Raw genomic sequence first — 18,505 nt, 5'->3', positions numbered from 1 at the left:
AAAACAAGCGCCGGCAGTCGTTGCCTGCTCATCAGTGCTTATCATCAAACCGGCACCTTCAGATCAACCCCCAATGCCTGCGCAAACGCTTTAACCAGCGGACTGCGCACGGTGTTGTGGCGCAGGATCAGATTGAACGGCGTGACGAGGCTTATCAAGTCCGGACGCACCGCCCGAAGCTGCCCTTGAGCCACCATTGAGGCGGCGTAATGCTGCGGCAGAAAACCAACGAATCGCCCGGTCTTGATCAACAGCGCCACGGCTTCCACCTGAGTGGCTGACGCCGAAAAACTGTCGTAGTGAGCAAAATTCAGCTTGTCCCGATGAATCGCGTAGCGGTGGTTGACGCACTCGTGATCCTTGAGCACGTGGCTGCCTATTTCTGCGTCCGGCACCGAAAACAATGGGTGACCAACCGCGCAGTAAACCTCCGAACGTTCTTCATACAGCGCGTAGTAATCAAACTCTTCGCGTTTCTGATAAACCGGCACGATACCGGCCACTAACCGACCCTCTACAACGCATCGCTCCACTTCATCCAGTTGTGAAGCCTGAAGTTGAAACCTTACTTTCGGTGACTTTTCATTGATACTTCTAAGCGCTGCAACTAACGGGGAATTAGGGTCGGAAATCGTATTGTCGATAACCCCCACTCCCAGGTCACCAATAAGTTCATTCTGCGCGGAACTAAGCCGATCACGAAAGTTGTCGACCGAAGCAAATAAATCGATGGACGCCTGGTACACAAGGCGCCCTTCTTCGGTCAGGTGAAAGCCTTCCCGCCCTCGGGTACACAAGCGCATGCCAATGCGAATTTCAAGGTCGGATATCTGTTTGCTGATGGCTGCCAGCCCCACATTCAGCTCGTTCTGAGCCGCACTAAAGCCCCCGGCTTCGACCACAGCCTTGAAGACTTTGAGCAATTTAAAATCCAGCCCGCTGAGGGCCAACGGCGCCCGGTGTACCGTTTTCGGTGGCGGGTTTCCGGAATTGGAAAGTGGGGTTTCCATAATGCTTATTTACCTCTGGCGCGCTATTCAACAACCTGTGTCCAACAACAAAAACATAGCTGGCCAATAATAATGAACACAGAAAACCAGGCTTGGCAACCGCTAATAATTTCCGAACTTCAGTGCCAACTCACTGATTTCGAACCATTAAAAGCTGACACTTCGATCAGCTCTCGCCTTTTCGCAACTGCCCCTTTTTAAACCTGCTTTGGCCCCATCACGCCCGATTGATTTGTGGCGAGATTTGAGGCCTGGCACACCGATTTCAGTTCGCTTACCGACGAGGAAAACAACAATGTCTCAAACCACCGACCGTCTCTGGGGTGCTCGCTTCAAAAGCGGCCCGTCCGAAGCCCTGGCGGCCCTGTCCCGTTGCCCCGAGCGCTACTTTCGCCTCACCCCTTACGACCTGGCCGGCTCCAAGGCGCATGCCCGTGAACTGCAACGCGCCGGGCTGTTGAGCGAACAGGAAACCCTGACCATGCTCGAAGCCCTGCAACGCATCGGCGATGACTTCCGCGCCGGCAGCATCGCGCCGACCCTGGACGACGAAGACGTCCACACGTTCATCGAACGCCTGCTGACTGAACGCCTCGGCCCACTGGGCGGCAAACTGCGCGCCGGCCGCTCGCGCAACGATCAGACCGCCAACGACCTGCGCCTGTTCCTGCGCGATCACGTACGCACCCTGGCCGTTGAAGTGCTGGCCTTGCAGCAAGCCCTGGTGGAGCAGGCCGAGCAACACATCGAAAGCATTTGCCCCGGGTTCACTCACTTGCAGCAAGCGCAGCCCATCGTCTTCGCTCACCACTTGCTGGCTCACGCCCAATCGATGCTGCGTGACGTGCAACGCCTGGTTGACTGGGACGTACGCACATCCTTGTCGCCACTGGGTGCCGCAGCCATGGCCGGGTCTGCCATCGCACGCTTGCCGCAGCAGTCGGCCAAGGAAATGGGTTACAGCGGCGTCTGCGAAAACTCCATCGACGCCGTGGCCAGCCGCGATCACGTCGCCGAGTTCCTGTTTATCGCCAGCATGCTGGGGATCAACATTTCCCGCCTTGCCGAAGAGTTTTGCCTGTGGTCGTCGCGCCAGTTCCGCTGGGTCGCGCTGGACGATGCGTATGCCACTGGCAGTTCGATCATGCCGCAGAAGAAAAACCCGGACATCGCCGAACTGGCCCGGGGCAAGGCCGGTCGCCTGATCGGCAACCTGACCGGTTTGCTGTCGACACTCAAATCCCTGCCGCTGTCGTACAACCGCGACTTGAGCGAAGACAAGAACGGCGTGCTCGACAGCGTCGACACCCTGCTGCTGGTACTGCCGGCAATGGCCGGGATGGTCGCGACCATGAAGGTCAACGTCGAAGAACTGCGGCGCCAGGCGCCAATGGGTTTCACCCTCGCCACCGAAGTCGCCGACTGGCTGGCCATGCGCGGCGTGCCGTTCAAGGAAGCTCACGAAATCACCGGTGCGCTGGTTCAGGCCTGTGAGAAACACGACCTCGAATTGTGGGAAGCGTCCCCGGCGCTGCTGGCCGAGATCGATCCACGCCTCACCGCCGAAGTGCGCGACAGCCTGACCCTGGAAGCCGCCATTGCCGCCCGCAGTGGTTGGGGCGGCACGGCACCGCAACAGGTTCGCGAGCAGATCGGCCGCTTGAAAACCGCGCTCGCCGCCCAGCAAGCGTGGACCGAGAACTATCAGGGGTTCCGCCTCTGAGAGACAACACAAAACCTGTGGGAGCGGGCTTGCCCGCGATTGCGGTGGGTCAGCCAACATGAATGTTGAATGTAATAACGCCATCGCGGGCAAGCCCGCTCCCACAGGGATCAAGTTGGACCTGTGATACCAGTGTACGGAGAAACAACATGAGCCAGACTCAGGCAGAACGACTCCAGTCGGAGCGCAAACTGGCGGAAAACCAGTTCGACATTACCCAGTACGATCACGTGCCACGGCGTTACTACGGGCGGATCTTTTTCGCCACGGTGATCGTCATCGCGATCATCGGCCTGGTGCGGGCCTTCGCCGAAGGCAAGATCGAATGGTCGTACATCGGCCAGTTCCTCACCTCCCAGGCCATCATGTGGGGTTTGCTCAACACCATCGTCATGGCGGTGCTGGCGATGGCCCTGGGCATTGTCTTCGGGGTCATCACCGCGATCATGCGCATGTCGGCCAACCCGATCCTGCGCTATGTGGCCGTGACCTACACCTGGCTGTTCCGCGGTACGCCGCTGATCCTGCAACTGCTGTTGTGGTTCAACCTGGCGCTGATCTTTCCCACCATCGGCATTCCCGGCCTGTTCGAGTTGGACACCGTGAGCCTGATGACGCCGTTCGTGGCCGCCCTCCTCGGCTTGAGCATCAACCAGGGTGCCTACACCGCCGAAGTGGTGCGCGCCGGCCTGCTCTCGGTCGACACCGGCCAGTACGAAGCGGCCAAGTCGATCGGCATGCCGCGCCTGCAAGCGCTGCGTCGGATCATCCTGCCGCAAGCCATGCGGATCATCATTCCACCGGTCGGTAACGAGTTCATCGGCATGGTGAAAATGACCTCCCTGGCGAGCGTCATCCAGTACTCGGAATTGCTCTACAACGCACAAAACATCTACTACGCCAACGCCCGCGTCATGGAGTTGCTGATCGTCGCCGGTATCTGGTACCTGGCCACCGTCACCGTACTGTCCTTTGGTCAAAGTCGTCTGGAGCGTCGTTTCGCTCGCGGCGCCGGCAAGCGTTCTTGAGGAGCCCAACATGAGAAGCATCGTCAAGGCCGTGAGCCTGAACAAGTATTACGACCAGTACCACGCGCTCAAGGACATCAATATCGAAGTCGAGCAAGGCGAAGTGCTGTGCATCATCGGCCCGTCCGGTTCCGGCAAAAGCACCTTGCTGCGTTGCGTAAACCAACTGGAAAAGATCGACAAGGGCGGCCTTTGGGTCGACGGCGAACTGGTCGGTTACCGCATCGCCGGCAACAAGCTGCATGAACTCAATGAATCGCAAATTGCCCGTCAGCGCCTGGCCACCGGGATGGTGTTCCAGCGCTTCAACCTGTTCCCGCACATGACGGTGCTGCAAAACATCATCGAAGGGCCGTGCCAGGTGCTCAAGCGTTCGCCCAAAGAGGCGACCGAAGAAGCTGTGGAACTGCTCGCTCGCGTCGGCCTGGCCGACAAGCGCAACAGCTACCCGATCGAGCTCTCGGGTGGTCAGCAACAACGTGTCGCCATTGCTCGCGCATTGGCCATGAGACCCAAGCTGATGCTGTTCGATGAACCCACTTCGGCACTCGACCCGGAACTGGTCGGTGAGGTGCTGTCGGTCATGCGCGATCTGGCGCAAACCGGCATGACCATGATCGTCGTCACCCATGAACTGGGCTTCGCCCGTGAGGTTTCCAACCGCATGGTGTTCATGGACGGCGGGCAGATCGTGGAGGCTGGAAGCCCCGAAGAAATACTAATAAGTCCGCAAAACCCACGCACCCAAAGCTTCATTTCTGCCGTTCGAACCTAAGTGCCCTTTGGCGCTCACAACACTCATAAGAGAACGACCATGAAGAACTTCGTTATCCCCGCAGTACTCGCAGGCCTGATGGCTTCCAGCTTCACCTTTGCCGCCGAATTGCCGGCCAGCATCAAGGCCAAGGGCGAGATCGTCGTCGCGATCATGCCGAACTACCCGCCAATGGATTTCAAGGACCCGGCCACCAACACCCTCACCGGCCTCGACTATGACCTGGGCAATGCCCTGGCCGAGCGTCTGGGCGTGAAGATCAAATGGCAGGAAACCGGCTTCGAGCAAATGATCAATGCGCTGACCACCGACCGCGTGGACATGGTGCTGTCGGGCATGACCGACACCGCCGAACGTCAGGCCAGCGTGACCTTCGTCGACTACTTCACCAGCGGTCCGCAGTTCTACACCCTGCAAAAGAACAAGGACTTCAACGAGATTACCGACCTGTGCGGCAAGAAAGTCGGCACCAGCCGCCGCACCACCTTCCCGGCGGAAATCGCCGAGTGGAGCAAGGCCAACTGCGAAGCCGCCGGCAAGCCTGCGATCAACGTGATCGGTACCGAGGGTTCGGCCGATGCCCGCGCGCAACTGCGTCAGAGCCGTATCGATGCCGCGATGCAGGGCAGCGAAACCCTGCCGTACCTCAAGACCCAGGAAAAGGACATGTACAAAACCGTTGGCCTGCCGATTTCTCAGCAGTTCACCGGGTTGGGCGTGAGCAAGAAAAAGCCTGAGTTGAGTGAAGCCGTGAAGGTTGCGCTGCAAAGCATGATCGACGACGGCACGTACCAGACCATCCTGAAGAAATGGGACCTGGAACTGGGCGCGATCAAAACCGTGACCGTCAACGCTGGGAAATAAGTTGTCGAGTTAAATGCAATACCTGTGGGAGCGGGCTTGCCCGCGAAGGGTCCATCACATTCAACATTGATGTCGCCTGAGAGTCCGCCATCGCGGGCAAGCCCGCTCCCACAAGGTTTGTGATTGTTTATAGATCGTCGGAGCACTAACGATGTCCTCCTCGCTACCCCCCACCTGGCCCGACCAGCACAAAGCCTGTCTCGCCCTGGCCTTCGACCTCGACGGCCCGACGGGCGATGCCATGCTCAACGGCTCGATCTGGCGCAAGCCCGAGTATTTCGGTTTCGGCGGTTACGGCCCCTATCGGGCGTTGCCGCGGCTTCTTGATCTGCTCGACGAGTTCCGGATTCCGACGACGTTTTTCGTCCCGGCCTGGGTCGTGGAGAACTGGCCAAAACAATGCCAGGCGATTGTCGAGCGCGGGCATGAAGTGGCATATCACGGCTACAAACACGAATCCTTTTACGCCCTGACGCTTGAACAGCAAAAGGACGTGATGAAGCTGTCCCGCGAGGTGTTCTGGAAGCACCTGAACATCCGCGCCGAAGGCTTTCGCACACCATCCGGCGATTGGCGGGCAGAAACCCCGGCCATGCTGGTGGAAGCCGGCGTGACCTATTCGAGCAGCATGCGCGGCGACGACCGACCGTATCTGGTCAACGTCCCGGGCTTCGATACACCGCTGGTGGAAATCCCCGGCCGCTGGGAAATGGACGACTACGCCTCCCTCGCCTACACCCGCGCACCGGACTTCCCTTCCGGCCTGGACCGCACCGCCAGCTACGCGCTGACCCTGGACAACTGGTGCCGCGAGTACGACGGAGCGATGAATGAAGGGCTGTGCCTGACCACCCTGTTCCACCCCAAGATCACCGGCAAGCCGGGGCGCATCCTGCTGCTGGAAAAACTCTTCGAACACATGCGCCAGCGCGATGACGTGTGGTTCGCCACCTGCCGCGATGTCGCCCAGTGGTGGCTGAAGGAGCATCACCATGACTGATTCCGCTGTCTGGCCCAAAGGCTACCGCTGCGCCGTGGTCCTGACCGTCGATTACAACGACATCCACGGCATTCTGACCCAGGCGCCGGAAGTCGCCGGGCGCGACAAGACGCTGTCGGTCTGGCGCTACGGCACCCAACGCGGGGTCGAGCGTTTGCTCGATCTGTTTGCAGAACTCGGGGTGCGCAGCAGCTGGTGCATTCCCGGCATTGTCGCCGAGGAAAATCCACAGCACCTTCAATCCATTCAGGCCGGCGGGCATGAGATCGCCTGCGCAGGCTATCGCCACCAGAACTACGACACGCTCACTCTCGCCGAGCAAGGCGACGAGATCGCCAAGGGTTGCGACGCCTTGCAAGCGCTGACCGGCGTGCGTCCCACCGGGTTTCGCATCCCGGCCGGCAACGGCGCCCCGGGCTTCATCGAAGCCTTGAGGGATCAAGGCATTCGCTGGTCGTCCTCATGGCGTGGCGATGATTTGCCCTTCGCGCATCCCACGGCTGCGGAAGTGATCGAGTTGCCGCTGCACTATGAACTGGAAGACGAACCCTATTTCGCCTTCAACCTCAGCCCGGCCGTGCCGCCGGCGCAATCGCGAATCGCCTCTTACAGCCACGCCTTGGGCAACCTGCAAATGGACTTTGCCGGGTTTCACCGGTTCGGCCTGTGCTACGTGCTGCGCCTGCACCCGGAAATCATTGCCACGCCAGGGCGGATTGGCGTGTTGCGCGAATTGCTGCAAGGCATCCAGCAACACGACGACGCCTGGATCGCCACGGCCGGCGAGGTCGCGCAATGGTGGGCCGATTCGGCGGCGCCTGTCGCCGAGGATCACCCGGCATCCGTGTATGAACGCCATTATCGGGATTACCTGCTATGACCGAGCGCATGCAGCGACTGGCGCAGTTTTGCGTCGATACGCAGTTCGAAGACCTGCCACCGGCGCTGGTGGCGCAAGCCAAACGGCACATCCTCGACACCTTCGGCGCGACCCTGGCCGGGGCCGAGAGCGCGGTGGCGCTGCAAGCTCGCCAGGTATTTGCCGGTGAAACCGGTAACACCCTGGTCTGGGGCACGGACCTGAGAATGGGTGCCGCCCAGGCGGCGATACTCAACGGCGTCGCTGCCCATGCGCTGGAACTGGACGACACCGGTGGCTGCGACCATTCCGGCGCGGTGGTGCTGCCGGCCGTGATGGCTGCGGTGTCGATGGCTGAGCGGCCGGTGAGTGGCCGCGAGCTGATCACGGCCGTCGTCATCGGCTACGACATCGGCCGTCGCGTGCTCGAAGCGTGCGGCAGCTATTCGGCCCACAACGGCGCCGGCTGGCATTCGACCGCAACCTGTGGCGTGTTTGGCGCAGCCGCCGCGTGTGCGCGAATTCTTGGTCTGGATGCCGCACAAACCCTGTCGGCCCTGGGCATTGCCGGCAGCTTCAGCGGCGGTCTGTGGGCCTTCATTCATGACGGTTCGCAAAGCAAGAAACTTCACACCGGCCGTGCCGCGGAAGGTGGATTACTGGCGGCGCGATTTGCCCGCGAAGGCATCACCGGGCCGTCAAAGTTGTTTGATGATGTCTGGGGCGGTTTTCTCAAGACTTTGGCCGGTGACGCGGCCGTGCCCGAAGCGCTGGACGCCGACCTGGGCGTGGTGTGGAAACTTGCCCGCTGCTCGATCAAGCCTTATGCGGCGTGTCGCGGAACACACTCGGCCATCGACGCATTGGGCCTGTTGCTGGATCAATTGCAGGTGCAGGCCAGCCAGGTGGAAGACGTTCATGTGTCGCTGTGCGGATTTCTCCAGGACATGTGTGGCGGGCAGAATGTCAGCACACTGGCGGCGGCGCAGATGAGCCTGCCCTATGCCCTCGCCGCCCGGCTGGTGCATGGCCATTGCCGGCTGCAAGCCTATGACGATCAGCAACGTGGCGATCCGCGCATCGCGCAGTGGATGTCGCGCATTCACCTTGAAGTGGACCCGCTACTGTCAGAGGATGGCGAGCCCGTTGTCAGCCTGCGGACCGTGGACGGTCGGCAGGCGAGCCTGTGTGTCGACCCGCCATTGGGTGCGCCGGGGAATCCATTGAGTGATGCTGCACTGGAGGAGAAGTTTTTTAGTTTGGCCGGGCGGGTCATGCCGCGGGAGCGGGCTGAGGAACTGCTGAGTCAGTTGTGGCAGCTGGATGAGATTGAATCGGTTGGATCTCTGGATCGGTGGCTCACTTGAATATTGCGTTTCCTGGTCCGGACTCATCGCGGGCAAGCCCGCTCCCACATTTGGAATGCATTCTCCTGTGGGAGCGGGCTTGCCCGCGATTAGCAGCGACTCGGTATGACGTCGAACACCCTGGAATCTGAATAAGGACATTTGCCCCACCGTGGTCACTTACTCGCTTGTTATCCGCCGCCTGATGATCGTTTCGCTGACCATCGTCGTCAGCCGCGCTATCACCAGCCCGCTGCTGACGTTGTTCCTGAGCAACAAACTGGGCCTCAACCAACAGGACGTTGGTTTGCTGCTGGGCATCGCGGTGTTCATCGCCACCCTGCTCGCGCTCTACGGCGGCTACATCATCGACCGGCTCGAAAAGCGCCGGCTGCTGATTCTTGCGATGCTCTCCAGCGCCATCGGCTTTGTCCTGCTGACCTTCGCCGAAAACCTCTACCTGACCACAGCCACCCTGGTGATCACTGAAACCGCCTCGGCGCTGTTCCTCATCGGCTCCAAGGCGATCCTTAGCGAAAACCTGCCCATGGGCCAGCGCGCCAAGGCTTTTTCGCTGCGCTACACCCTGACCAACATCGGCTACGCCACCGGCCCGATGCTCGGCGTGGTGATTGCCGGGGTGTACCCGATTGCGCCGTTCCTGATAGCCGGCGGCATCGCGTTTTTCAGCATCTTCCTGATGATCGGGATTCCCAAGGACGCGGCCCCGACACCCGCCATCGGCCAACCGCAAAGTTTTCTCAAAACCCTGGTCACCCTGAAGAACGATCGCACGCTGATCATGTTCACCTGCGGTTGCCTGCTCAGCACCGTGGTGCACGGGCGTTTCACCCTGTACCTGTCGCAATACCTGCTGGTGACCCACGATTCCAAGCGTGCCCTGCAAACCATGGCCGCCCTGCTCGCCTGCAACGCCATCAGCGTGATCCTGCTGCAATACCAGATCGGCCGTTTCCTCAACCGCGAGCAGCTGCGCTACTGGATCGCCGGCGGCACCAGCCTGTTCATTGTCGGCCTGATCGGTTTCAGCCTCGCCGACAGCCTGGTGTCGTGGTGCATCGCCATGTTCATCTTCACCCTCGGCGAAATGATCATTTACCCCGCCGAATTCCTCTTCGTCGACACCCTGGCCCCCGAAGAGCTGCGCGGCAGTTATTACGGCGCGCAGAACCTGGCCGCACTGGGCGGCGCCTTGAGCCCGGTGATCTGCGGTTTTCTGCTGATGCACACGCCTGCGCCGACCATGTTCTATGCCCTGAGCGCACTGACGGCGATGGGCGGATTCCTGTGTTTCATGAGCGGACGTCGCGTCGCGATGCAGCAAAAATAATGCACTGAAGCTGCATTAATATGAATTTGTCAGCATCGGCAATCAGCGGCACACTGTGCCCCGTTCCTCCCCCAATAGTTGGAACACCTTCAAGGGCTTTCTGGGTATCCCAGCTAAGCCTTTTTTTTTCCTGAGTTTTTCATTGGATCGTTAGCCCCATGTTTGCTCGCTGGTTACCTGCCGCCGTCAACACCCGCCCTTCCGAATGGAGCCGCGCCGCTATCGGCATGTCCCTGGGCACGCTGTTCAGCGTCTGGCTTTGCAGCCAAGTGTTCGGCATGGAAGTGGCGCAGCACCTGGTCGGTCCGCTGGGCGCCTCGGCAGTGTTGCTGTTCGCAGTGTCCTCCGGAGCCCTCGCCCAACCCTGGTCGATTGTTGGCGGTTACTTGAGCGCCGGGGTGATTTCGTTACTGGTCGCTCACGTCCTCGGGCGAACCTTGGGCAGCGCTTGTCTGGCGGCCGGCATGGCGCTGATTCTGATGTGCTGGCTGCGTTGCCTGCACCCGCCCGCCGGGGCACTGGCGCTGCTGTTGGTGCTGGCAGACCCGGCGACCATTGCGATGGACTGGAAAGCCCTCGGCCCGGTCATGCTCAGCGCAATGACCATGCTGCTCAGCGCCTTGGCCTACAACAACCTGACGCGCATTCGCTACCCCAAACGTGCCAGCGAACCGGTAGCGGTGGTGCCTGCCGATCATCCTCCGACCGACAGCCAGGCGATCACCGCCCAGGACCTGAAACTGGCGCTGGCGGACATGGAAGCGTTCTTCGACGTCACACCCGAAGACCTCGAACAACTGATTCATATCAGTGAGTTGCATGCCAAACGTCGCAGTATTGGTGAAGTGTTGTCGCGCCGCGTGTAGCGCCAAAACGCCAGATGAGCGCAAAGACCCGCAGCATATCGCCCTTGAAAAATTGAAAGGGTCAGGATGGATACCCTGACCCGAGTCACGCTAGACGCTGTACTTCCACACGCGAGGGGGACTTGCCCCCCGTTGCGTTGCGAAGCGGCCCCAAAAATGGGACCGCCGCACAGCTCAACGAGTTACCTGCTCACCACGCTAGCCGCACCTACTGGGGCAGATCAATTTTATCCAGCACACGATTAGCGGTGATCTCCGCCATCATGATGCTGTTCGAAATACCCAAAAGCGCGTAACGCGATTCACCCTCCAGATGATCCACCAACTGATGGACCATCACATCGACCGAAGCCAGCGTCTCGACCAGATAAACCGCCAGGGTTTCAGCCGTGGCATCAGGGTCTACGGAAAACAGGGTGCTGGGTGTGCGCGGAATGGCTTTGATGTCGGCGTTCGATGGAAAATGGAAGTCGAGGGCTCGCTCGGCGGCTTCGTTGAATTTTTTGGAGTCGGTGGATTCGTAGGGGGAAACGTCGTCGGTTTCGGGTGGGTTGGGTGTTGGTTTGAACATAGGTGAAACTCCTCGTGCTACCAAAAAAGGAGCCCTCACCCTCGCTACCAAACGAAAGGTGGTGGCCATACGCAGGTTGGTAGACCGGGCACAAGGAAACCGGCGCGTCCAAAGACGCCCTGTGCATGACCACCATAAAAGCTGAGACGAAAAGACGCCTCATTTTATGGTGCGTTGCACCCTTGTGAAATAACCGGGCTACCAAACCCCATCGCTGTTCTTCAGCGACGGGGAAACGATAAAATCCAGGCCCAAGGCGCACAAGCCGGCGGATTCTGGCGCAGCCGTAGGCAACGACGCAAGGATGTGTAGCCTGAGAGAGTTTCTGGAGATGTCTATTAAACAGACATGTTTAATTATCGTAGGGATTGCGCGATCAAGACCGGACAGAAAATAGATACGTCCCTTTTTCAGGCCCCACATCAGAGCCATGCAAATATGCAGGAAGCACCTGCACATTTCTCGGTTGTACAGGGCAAATTTGCACTGTTACGATCCGGCATCGCTCGCGCGCGAGCTTGTCTATAAAGAACAATAAAAGCAGGGAGTTAGTGATGACTGCTCAGGTTTCTTCTCCAGGGACTTCGTCCATGGATGCCACGCAGAACGAAGTGCTGGCCGAGGTTCGCAACCACATTGGTCACCTGACCCTCAACCGCCCCGCCGGCCTCAACGCCCTCACCCTGGACATGGTCCGTCACCTGCACCGTCAGCTCGATGCCTGGGCTCAGGATCCGCAGGTGCATGCGGTGGTTTTGCGCGGTGCCGGCGAGAAAGCCTTCTGTGCCGGCGGCGACATCCGCTCGCTGTATGACAGCTTCAAAAGCGGCGACACCCTGCACGAAGATTTCTTCGTCGAGGAATACGCCCTCGACCTCGCCATTCATCACTACTGCAAACCGGTACTGGCCCTGATGGATGGTTTTGTCCTCGGCGGCGGCATGGGTCTGGTGCAAGGCGCCGATTTGCGGGTGGTCACCGAGAAAAGCCGTCTGGCGATGCCTGAAGTCGGCATCGGTTATTTCCCGGATGTCGGCGGCAGTTACTTCCTGCCGCGCATCCCCGGTGAACTCGGAATCTACCTGGGCGTCAGCGGCGTGCAGATCCGCGCGGCGGATGCGCTCTATTGCGGGCTGGCCGACTGGTTCCTGGAAAGCGAAAAACTGGCCAAGCTCGATGAGCAACTCGATCAGCTCCAATGGCACGGGACACCGCTCAAGGACCTGCAAGGCCTGCTGGCCAGTCTCGCGGTGCAACAACTGCCCGATGCGCCATTGAGCGCGCTACGCCCGGCCATCGACCATTTCTTCGCCCTGCCCGATGTGCCGAGTATTGTTGAGCAACTGCGTGAAGTCACGGTCGCCGACAGCCATGAGTGGGCCACGACCACCGTCGACCTGCTGCAAAGCCGTTCGCCGCTGGCGATGGCGGTGACGTTGGAAATGCTGCGTCGTGGTCGGCACTTGAGTATCGAAGACTGCTTCGCCCTTGAGCTGCACCTGGACCGTCAGTGGTTCGAGCGCGGCGACCTGATCGAGGGCGTGCGCGCCTTGCTGATCGACAAAGACAAGACCCCGCGCTGGAACCCGCCGACCTTGCAGGCGCTGGACGCCGGGCACGTTGCGAGTTTCTTCACAGGCTTTGACCGGACTGGGAGCTGAGCCATGCACGATATCGAATTGAGCGAAGAACAAGTCATGATCCGCGACATGGCCCGGGACTTTGCCCGCGGCGAAATCGCGCCCCACGCACAAGCCTGGGAAAAGGCCGGCTGGATCGATGACGGTCTGGTGGCGAAGATGGGTGAACTGGGCCTGTTGGGCATGGTGGTGCCGGAAGAATGGGGCGGCACCTATGTCGACTACGTTGCCTACGCCCTGGCCGTGGAAGAAATCTCTGCAGGTGACGGCGCCACGGGCGCGCTGATGAGCATCCACAACTCCGTGGGCTGTGGGCCGGTGCTGAATTACGGCACTGAAGAACAGAAACAGACTTGGCTGCCGGCCCTGGCCAGCGGTCAGGCCATCGGCTGCTTCTGCCTGACCGAGCCGCAAGCCGGCTCCGAAGCCCACAACCTGCGCACCCGCGCCGAACTGCGCGATGGCCAGTGGGTGATCAACGGCGCTAAGCAATTCGTCAGCAACGGTAAACGAGCGAAACTGGCGATTGTCTTTGCAGTGACCGATCCGGACCTGGGCAAGCGCGGCATCTCGGCGTTCCTGGTGCCGACCGATACCGCCGGTTTCATCGTTGATCGCACCGAACACAAGATGGGCATTCGCGCCTCCGACACCTGCGCGGTGACGCTGAGCAACTGCACGATTCCCGAGGCGAATCTGCTGGGTGAGCGTGGCAAAGGCTTGGCCATCGCCCTGTCCAACCTCGAAGGCGGCCGCATCGGCATCGCGGCGCAGGCATTGGGCATTGCCCGTGCGGCGTTCGAGGCGGCGCTGGCCTATTCCCGTGATCGCGTGCAGTTCGACAAACCGATCATCGAGCACCAGAGCATCGCCAATATGCTGGCCGACATGCACACCCGGCTCAACGCGGCGCGGTTGTTGATTCTGCACGCGGCACGGTTGCGCAGCGCTGGCAAGCCATGTCTGTCGGAAGCGTCACAGGCCAAGCTGTTTGCATCGGAGATGGCCGAGAAGGTCTGTTCTTCGGCGATGCAGATTCATGGCGGGTATGGGTATCTGGAGGATTACCCGGTGGAGCGTTACTACCGGGATGCGCGGATCACGCAGATTTATGAGGGGTCGAGCGAGATACAGCGGATGGTGATTGCCCGCGAACTCAAGAATTATTTGGTGTAAGCCCTAAAAGCATCGCGGGCAAGCCCGCTCCCACAGGTTATAGGTGTTCTTTCAAATAACACCTAACTTGTGGGAGCGGGCTTGCCCGCGATAGCGTCAGTGCAAACGCTACATCACTTACCCTGGAACTCAGCTTCACGCTTGGCAATAAACGCCGCCATCCCTTCCTTCTGATCCTGCGTGGCAAACGCCGCATGGAACACCCGGCGCTCGAAGCGCACGCCTTCGGACAGGCTCACTTCAAAGGCGCGGTTGACGCTTTCCTTGACCATCATCGCAATCGGCAATGACTTCTTGGCAATCAACGCCGCAACTTTCAGCGCTTCTTCCAGCAATTCATCCGCTGGAACGATCCGCGCGACAATCCCGCAACGCTCTGCTTCCACCGCGTCGATCAAGCGCCCGCTCAAGCACATTTCCATTGCCTTGGCCTTACCCACGGCGCGGGTCAGGCGCTGAGTGCCGCCCATGCCAGGGAGCACGCCGAGGTTGATTTCCGGTTGGCCGAATTTCGCATTGTCACCGGCCAGGATGAAGTCGCACATCAGCGCCAACTCACAACCGCCGCCCAAGGCAAAACCGTTGACCGCCGCGATGATCGGCTTGCGACGGTTGGCCACGCGATCGCTGTCGCTGAACAGGTCGTCGAGGTAGATCTGCGGGTAGGTCAGCTCGGCCATTTCCTTGATGTCGGCACCGGCGGCGAAGGCTTTTTTCGAGCCGGTCAGCACGATGCAACCGATGTTCGAATCGGCTTCCAGGCCATCGAGGGCGTGGTTCAGCTCGCTGACGATCTGCGCGTTCAACGCGTTCAGCGCTTGCGGACGGTTGAGGGTAATCAGGCCGACACGGCCGTGGATTTCCAACAAAATCGTTTCGTAACTCATCACTAACTCCTAGGCTCGATCTCCGTAGGAGCTGTCGAGTGAAACGAGGCTGCGATCTTTTGACGTTGATTTTTTAAGAACAAGATCAAAGATCGCAGCCTCGCTTCACTCGACAGCTCCTACAGGTTTCTTTAAAGATTGCGCGAAATGACCATGCGTTGAATATCGCTGGTGCCTTCATAAATCTGGCAAACCCGAACGTCGCGGTAGATGCGCTCCAGCGGGAAGTCGTTCAGGTAACCGTAACCGCCGAGGGTTTGCAACGCCGAAGAACAGACCTTCTCGGCCATTTCCGAGGCGAACAGCTTGGCCATGGACGCTTCGACCAGCGCCGGCTTGCCGCTGTCCCTCAATGCCGCCGCGTAATGCACCATCTGTCGTGCGACGGCAATCTGGGTGGCCATGTCGGCCAGGCGGAACGCTACGGCTTGATGTTCGATGATCGGCTTGCCAAAGCTCTCGCGCTCGCGCGCATAGTCACGGGCCGCTTCAAACGCGGCACGGGCCATGCCCACCGATTGCGAAGCGATGCCGACACGGCCACCTTCCAGGTTAGCCAGGGCGATCCGGTAACCTTCGCCCTCCTCACCCAGTCGATTGGCGACCGGCACCTTCACGTCTTCGAACAGAATCTGGCAGGTATCGGAGGCGTGCTGGCCGAGTTTGTCTTCAACCCGGGCGACTTTGTAGCCCGGCGAATCGGTCGGCACGATCAACGCCGTGATGCCTCGCTTGCCAGCGCTCGGGTCGGTCACCGCGAATACAATCACTACCCCGGCGTTCTGCCCGGAGGTGATGAACTGCTTGCAACCGTTGAGCACGTAGTGATCGCCTTCCAGGCGCGCGCGGGTTTTCAGGCCGCTGGCGTCGGAACCGGCCTGGGGTTCGGTCAGGGCAAACGCCCCGAGCATCGCGCCGCTGGCCAGTGGTTTGAGGAAGCGTTCTTTCTGCTCATCGTTGCCGTACTTGAGGATCGGCACGCAACCGACCGAGTTGTGCACGCTCATGATGGTCGAGCACGCGCCATCGCCGGCAGCGATTTCTTCCAGGGCCATGGCGTAGGCCAGGTAACCGGTGTCGCAACCGCCCCACTCTTCCGGCACCAGCATGCCGAAAAAGCCCAGTTCGGCCATCTCGCCGATGGCTTCCTTGGGGAAGCGGTGTTCGCGGTCCCACTCGGCGGCGAACGGTTTCAGCCGTTCCTGGGCGAATTGCCGGGCCGCGTCGCTGATCTGAAGTTGTTCGTCATTGGGAATCATCGCAAATCCTTAAAATACAATTGCCATCTGTAGGAGCTGACGAGTGAAACGAGGCTGCGATCTTTTGATCTTCATCGTTTTAAGATCGCCACAAATCAAGATCAAAAGATCGCAGCCTCGTTTCACTCGACAGCTCCTACATAGCTCCTACACAGCTCCTACAGGGGGCGTGCGGGTCTTAGTAGAGGCATTCCACGGCCATGGCCGTGGCTTCACCGCCGCCGATGCAAATCGCTGCGACGCCGCGTTTCAGGCCTTTCTGGCGCAGGGCCGAGAGCAAGGTCACGAGGATCCGCGCGCCGGACGCGCCAATCGGGTGGCCCAAGGCGCACGCGCCGCCGTGAACGTTGACCTTCTCGTGGGGGATTTCCAGTTTGGTCATGGTCACCAGACTGACGACGGCGAACGCTTCGTTGACTTCCACCAGATCGACTTCATCCAGCGACCAACCGGTTTTCTTCATCAGCTTCTTGATCGCACCGACCGGTGCCACCGGGAACAGGCCCGGGGTGTCGGCGAACGCAGCGTGGCCGTGAATCACCGCCAGCGGTTTCAGGCCTTGTTTCTCTGCGTCGGAACGGCGCATCAGCACCAGCGCGGCCGCACCGTCGGAGATCGAACTTGAGTTGGCCGCCGTCACCGTGCCGCCCTCGCGGAACGCCGGTTTCAGCGAAGCGATCTTGTCCAGTTTGGCCTTCGGTGGCTGTTCGTCGTTGCTGATCAGCACCTGTTCTTTGCCGACCGTCACCGTCAGCGGCACGATTTCGTCCTTGAAGCTGCCGTCCTTGATCGCCTGCTGCGCGCGGGTGGTCGAGGCAATGGCAAACGCGTCCTGAGCCTCACGGGTAAACCCGTTGGTTTCAGCGCAATCCTCGGCGAAAGTGCCCATCAGGCGGCCCTTGTCGTAGGCGTCTTCCAGACCGTCGAGGAACATGTGATCGAGCACGCGGCCATGGCCCATGCGGTAACCGCTGCGGGCGCGATCCAGCAGATAGGGCGCGTTGGACATGCTTTCCATGCCGCCCGCGACGACCACGTCGGCGCTGCCGGCCACCAGCATGTCGTGGGCCAGAATCGCCGCTTCCATGCCCGAACCGCACATCTTGTTCAGGGTGGTGCAGCGGGTCGATTTATCCAGCCCGGCACCCAACGCCGCCTGACGCGCCGGGGCCTGACCGAGGCCAGCGGACAGCACGCAGCCAAACAGCACTTCTTCGACGGATTCCGGGGCGATACCGGCGCGTTCAACGGCGGCACGAATCGCGGCAGCACCCAGTTGCGGCGCGGTCAGGCTTTTCAGCTCGCCCTGAAAACCACCCATCGGGGTGCGGACGGCGCTGACGATAACGATTGGATCGTTGGCAATAGTCATGACAAATCCTCCTTATTTGGCGGCCATGCGCAAGGCACCGTCGAGACGGATCACCTCGCCATTGAGCATGCTGTTTTCAATGATATGCCTGACCAGCGCGGCATACTCGGCTGGTTTGCCCAGACGCGGCGGAAATGGCACGCCGGCAGCCAGCGATGCGCGGACTTCCGGGGTCATGCCGGCCATCATCGGGGTTTCGAAAATCCCCGGGGCGATGGTCATAACACGGATGCCGAAGCGCGCCAGTTCACGGGCGGCGGGCAAGGTCAGGCTGACGATTGCACCTTTGGACGCAGCGTAGGCGGCCTGGCCGATCTGGCCGTCATAGGCAGCGGCCGAGGCGGTGTTGATGATCACACCGCGCTCGCCGTCGGCATCCGGTTCGGTTTCGGCGATGGCCGCCGACGCCAGACGCAACATGTTGAAGCTGCCGATCAGATTGACGTTGATCACCTGGCTGAAACTGGCCAGCGCATGCGGGCCGTTCTTGCCGAGGATCTTCTCGCCGCGCACGATGCCGGCGCAGTTGACCAGGCCATTGAGGCCACCGAAGGCTTTGACTGTCGCCTGCACCGCGGCCTCAGCGGCGGCTTCGTCGCTGATGTCGGCGACCACGCTTTGGGCGCCGAGGCGCTCGGCCTGGGCCGCTACGGCTTCGGCGTTCATGTCCACCAGCATCACCTTGGCACCGGCCGCGACCAGCATTTCAGCCGTGGCCGCACCGAGGCCCGATGCACCGCCGGTAACGAGAAAAACCTTGTTTTCGATCTGCATCATT

General features: G+C 60.4%; 17 protein-coding genes. 11 read left to right on the top strand and 6 right to left on the bottom strand.

The annotated features are described in order from the left end of the window. Positions 1 to 44: 44 nt before the first annotated feature. Positions 45 to 1,010, bottom strand: coding sequence for a LysR family transcriptional regulator (locus tag BLQ41_RS20420; protein ID WP_090183646.1), 966 nt, complete (start codon positions 1,008 to 1,010; stop codon positions 45 to 47). Between the two features lie 295 nt (positions 1,011 to 1,305). Between BLQ41_RS20420 and argH the strand changes: the two genes are divergently transcribed. The 9 genes from argH to BLQ41_RS20375 all read left to right on the top strand — a co-directional run bounded on the left by argH (position 1,306) and on the right by BLQ41_RS20375 (position 10,822). Further along, positions 1,306 to 2,733 (top strand): argininosuccinate lyase, encoded by a 1,428-nt coding sequence (argH, locus tag BLQ41_RS20415; RefSeq protein WP_090183644.1) that lies wholly within the window; start codon positions 1,306 to 1,308, stop codon positions 2,731 to 2,733. A gap of 149 nt (positions 2,734 to 2,882) precedes the next feature. Then, positions 2,883 to 3,761, top strand: a complete 879-nt coding sequence (locus BLQ41_RS20410; protein ID WP_090183642.1) for an amino acid ABC transporter permease — start codon at positions 2,883 to 2,885, stop codon at positions 3,759 to 3,761. 10 nt (positions 3,762 to 3,771) lie between these two features. After that, positions 3,772 to 4,536: an amino acid ABC transporter ATP-binding protein gene (locus tag BLQ41_RS20405; RefSeq protein ID WP_090183640.1), complete on the top strand. Its 765-nt coding sequence runs from the start codon at positions 3,772 to 3,774 to the stop codon at positions 4,534 to 4,536. A 39-nt stretch (positions 4,537 to 4,575) separates the two neighbouring features. Continuing rightward, positions 4,576 to 5,400, top strand: coding sequence for an ABC transporter substrate-binding protein (locus BLQ41_RS20400; protein ID WP_090183638.1), 825 nt, complete (start codon positions 4,576 to 4,578; stop codon positions 5,398 to 5,400). 151 nt (positions 5,401 to 5,551) lie between these two features. After that, entirely contained in the window at positions 5,552 to 6,400 is an 849-nt protein-coding gene (locus tag BLQ41_RS20395; protein ID WP_090183637.1) for a polysaccharide deacetylase family protein, read from the top strand. Further along, the gene (locus BLQ41_RS20390) at positions 6,393 to 7,280 is read left to right on the top strand and encodes a polysaccharide deacetylase family protein (RefSeq protein ID WP_090183635.1); all 888 of its coding nucleotides are present in this window, start codon (positions 6,393 to 6,395) and stop codon (positions 7,278 to 7,280) included. Before BLQ41_RS20395 ends, BLQ41_RS20390 begins: the two co-directional genes overlap by 8 nt. After that, the gene (locus BLQ41_RS20385; RefSeq protein ID WP_090183633.1) at positions 7,277 to 8,626 is read left to right on the top strand and encodes an MmgE/PrpD family protein; all 1,350 of its coding nucleotides are present in this window, start codon (positions 7,277 to 7,279) and stop codon (positions 8,624 to 8,626) included. The genes BLQ41_RS20390 and BLQ41_RS20385 overlap by 4 nt, the downstream gene beginning before the upstream one ends. A gap of 151 nt (positions 8,627 to 8,777) precedes the next feature. After that, entirely contained in the window at positions 8,778 to 9,956 is a 1,179-nt protein-coding gene (locus BLQ41_RS20380) for an MFS transporter (protein ID WP_090183632.1), read from the top strand. A 158-nt stretch (positions 9,957 to 10,114) separates the two neighbouring features. Beyond that, a complete protein-coding gene (locus BLQ41_RS20375) occupies positions 10,115 to 10,822 on the top strand; it encodes an HPP family protein (RefSeq protein WP_090183630.1) in 708 nt (235 codons plus the stop codon). A 208-nt stretch (positions 10,823 to 11,030) separates the two neighbouring features. On the opposite strand, the gene BLQ41_RS20370 is transcribed toward BLQ41_RS20375, so the two are convergent. Next, the gene (locus BLQ41_RS20370; protein WP_090183628.1) at positions 11,031 to 11,393 is read right to left on the bottom strand and encodes a DUF6124 family protein; all 363 of its coding nucleotides are present in this window, start codon (positions 11,391 to 11,393) and stop codon (positions 11,031 to 11,033) included. 554 nt (positions 11,394 to 11,947) lie between these two features. Between BLQ41_RS20370 and BLQ41_RS20365 the strand changes: the two genes are divergently transcribed. Then, positions 11,948 to 13,054, top strand: coding sequence for an enoyl-CoA hydratase/isomerase family protein (locus BLQ41_RS20365; protein WP_090183627.1), 1,107 nt, complete (start codon positions 11,948 to 11,950; stop codon positions 13,052 to 13,054). Between the two features lie 3 nt (positions 13,055 to 13,057). Then, a complete protein-coding gene (locus BLQ41_RS20360; protein WP_090183625.1) occupies positions 13,058 to 14,209 on the top strand; it encodes an acyl-CoA dehydrogenase family protein in 1,152 nt (383 codons plus the stop codon). A 113-nt stretch (positions 14,210 to 14,322) separates the two neighbouring features. Here BLQ41_RS20360 and BLQ41_RS20355 read toward each other — a convergent pair whose 3' ends face one another. From BLQ41_RS20355 to BLQ41_RS20340, 4 genes are all read right to left on the bottom strand, one after another. Further along, positions 14,323 to 15,096, bottom strand: coding sequence for an enoyl-CoA hydratase (locus BLQ41_RS20355; RefSeq protein WP_090183624.1), 774 nt, complete (start codon positions 15,094 to 15,096; stop codon positions 14,323 to 14,325). 131 nt (positions 15,097 to 15,227) lie between these two features. Then, positions 15,228 to 16,355, bottom strand: coding sequence for an acyl-CoA dehydrogenase (locus BLQ41_RS20350; protein ID WP_090183622.1), 1,128 nt, complete (start codon positions 16,353 to 16,355; stop codon positions 15,228 to 15,230). A gap of 178 nt (positions 16,356 to 16,533) precedes the next feature. Next, positions 16,534 to 17,727 (bottom strand): acetyl-CoA C-acyltransferase, encoded by a 1,194-nt coding sequence (locus BLQ41_RS20345; protein ID WP_090183620.1) that lies wholly within the window; start codon positions 17,725 to 17,727, stop codon positions 16,534 to 16,536. A 12-nt stretch (positions 17,728 to 17,739) separates the two neighbouring features. Beyond that, positions 17,740 to 18,501 (bottom strand): SDR family NAD(P)-dependent oxidoreductase, encoded by a 762-nt coding sequence (locus tag BLQ41_RS20340; RefSeq protein WP_090183618.1) that lies wholly within the window; start codon positions 18,499 to 18,501, stop codon positions 17,740 to 17,742. Positions 18,502 to 18,505 lie beyond the last annotated feature (4 nt).

Source organism: Pseudomonas arsenicoxydans (genome assembly GCF_900103875.1).
Lineage (GTDB): Bacteria > Pseudomonadota > Gammaproteobacteria > Pseudomonadales > Pseudomonadaceae > Aquipseudomonas > Aquipseudomonas arsenicoxydans.
The sequence above is the reverse complement of the archived record's forward strand: the minus strand, read 5'-3'. Positions and strand labels throughout refer to the sequence as shown.

What these genes read in the sequence shown, in the direction of transcription:
- BLQ41_RS20340 (WP_090183618.1), bottom strand. Translation starts at nt 18,501, where the DNA reads ATGCAGATCGAAAACAAGGTTTTTCTCGTTACCGGCGGTGCATCGGGC.
- BLQ41_RS20345 (WP_090183620.1), bottom strand. Translation starts at nt 17,727, where the DNA reads ATGACTATTGCCAACGATCCAATCGTTATCGTCAGCGCCGTCCGCACC.
- BLQ41_RS20385 (WP_090183633.1), top strand. Translation starts at nt 7,277, where the DNA reads ATGACCGAGCGCATGCAGCGACTGGCGCAGTTTTGCGTCGATACGCAG.
- BLQ41_RS20370 (WP_090183628.1), bottom strand. Translation starts at nt 11,393, where the DNA reads ATGTTCAAACCAACACCCAACCCACCCGAAACCGACGACGTTTCCCCC.
- BLQ41_RS20410 (WP_090183642.1), top strand. Translation starts at nt 2,883, where the DNA reads ATGAGCCAGACTCAGGCAGAACGACTCCAGTCGGAGCGCAAACTGGCG.
- BLQ41_RS20390 (WP_090183635.1), top strand. Translation starts at nt 6,393, where the DNA reads ATGACTGATTCCGCTGTCTGGCCCAAAGGCTACCGCTGCGCCGTGGTC.
- BLQ41_RS20365 (WP_090183627.1), top strand. Translation starts at nt 11,948, where the DNA reads ATGACTGCTCAGGTTTCTTCTCCAGGGACTTCGTCCATGGATGCCACG.
- BLQ41_RS20350 (WP_090183622.1), bottom strand. Translation starts at nt 16,355, where the DNA reads ATGATTCCCAATGACGAACAACTTCAGATCAGCGACGCGGCCCGGCAA.
- BLQ41_RS20355 (WP_090183624.1), bottom strand. Translation starts at nt 15,096, where the DNA reads ATGAGTTACGAAACGATTTTGTTGGAAATCCACGGCCGTGTCGGCCTG.
- argH (WP_090183644.1), top strand. Translation starts at nt 1,306, where the DNA reads ATGTCTCAAACCACCGACCGTCTCTGGGGTGCTCGCTTCAAAAGCGGC.
- BLQ41_RS20395 (WP_090183637.1), top strand. Translation starts at nt 5,552, where the DNA reads ATGTCCTCCTCGCTACCCCCCACCTGGCCCGACCAGCACAAAGCCTGT.
- BLQ41_RS20405 (WP_090183640.1), top strand. Translation starts at nt 3,772, where the DNA reads ATGAGAAGCATCGTCAAGGCCGTGAGCCTGAACAAGTATTACGACCAG.
- BLQ41_RS20375 (WP_090183630.1), top strand. Translation starts at nt 10,115, where the DNA reads ATGTTTGCTCGCTGGTTACCTGCCGCCGTCAACACCCGCCCTTCCGAA.
- BLQ41_RS20360 (WP_090183625.1), top strand. Translation starts at nt 13,058, where the DNA reads ATGCACGATATCGAATTGAGCGAAGAACAAGTCATGATCCGCGACATG.
- BLQ41_RS20400 (WP_090183638.1), top strand. Translation starts at nt 4,576, where the DNA reads ATGAAGAACTTCGTTATCCCCGCAGTACTCGCAGGCCTGATGGCTTCC.
- BLQ41_RS20420 (WP_090183646.1), bottom strand. Translation starts at nt 1,010, where the DNA reads ATGGAAACCCCACTTTCCAATTCCGGAAACCCGCCACCGAAAACGGTA.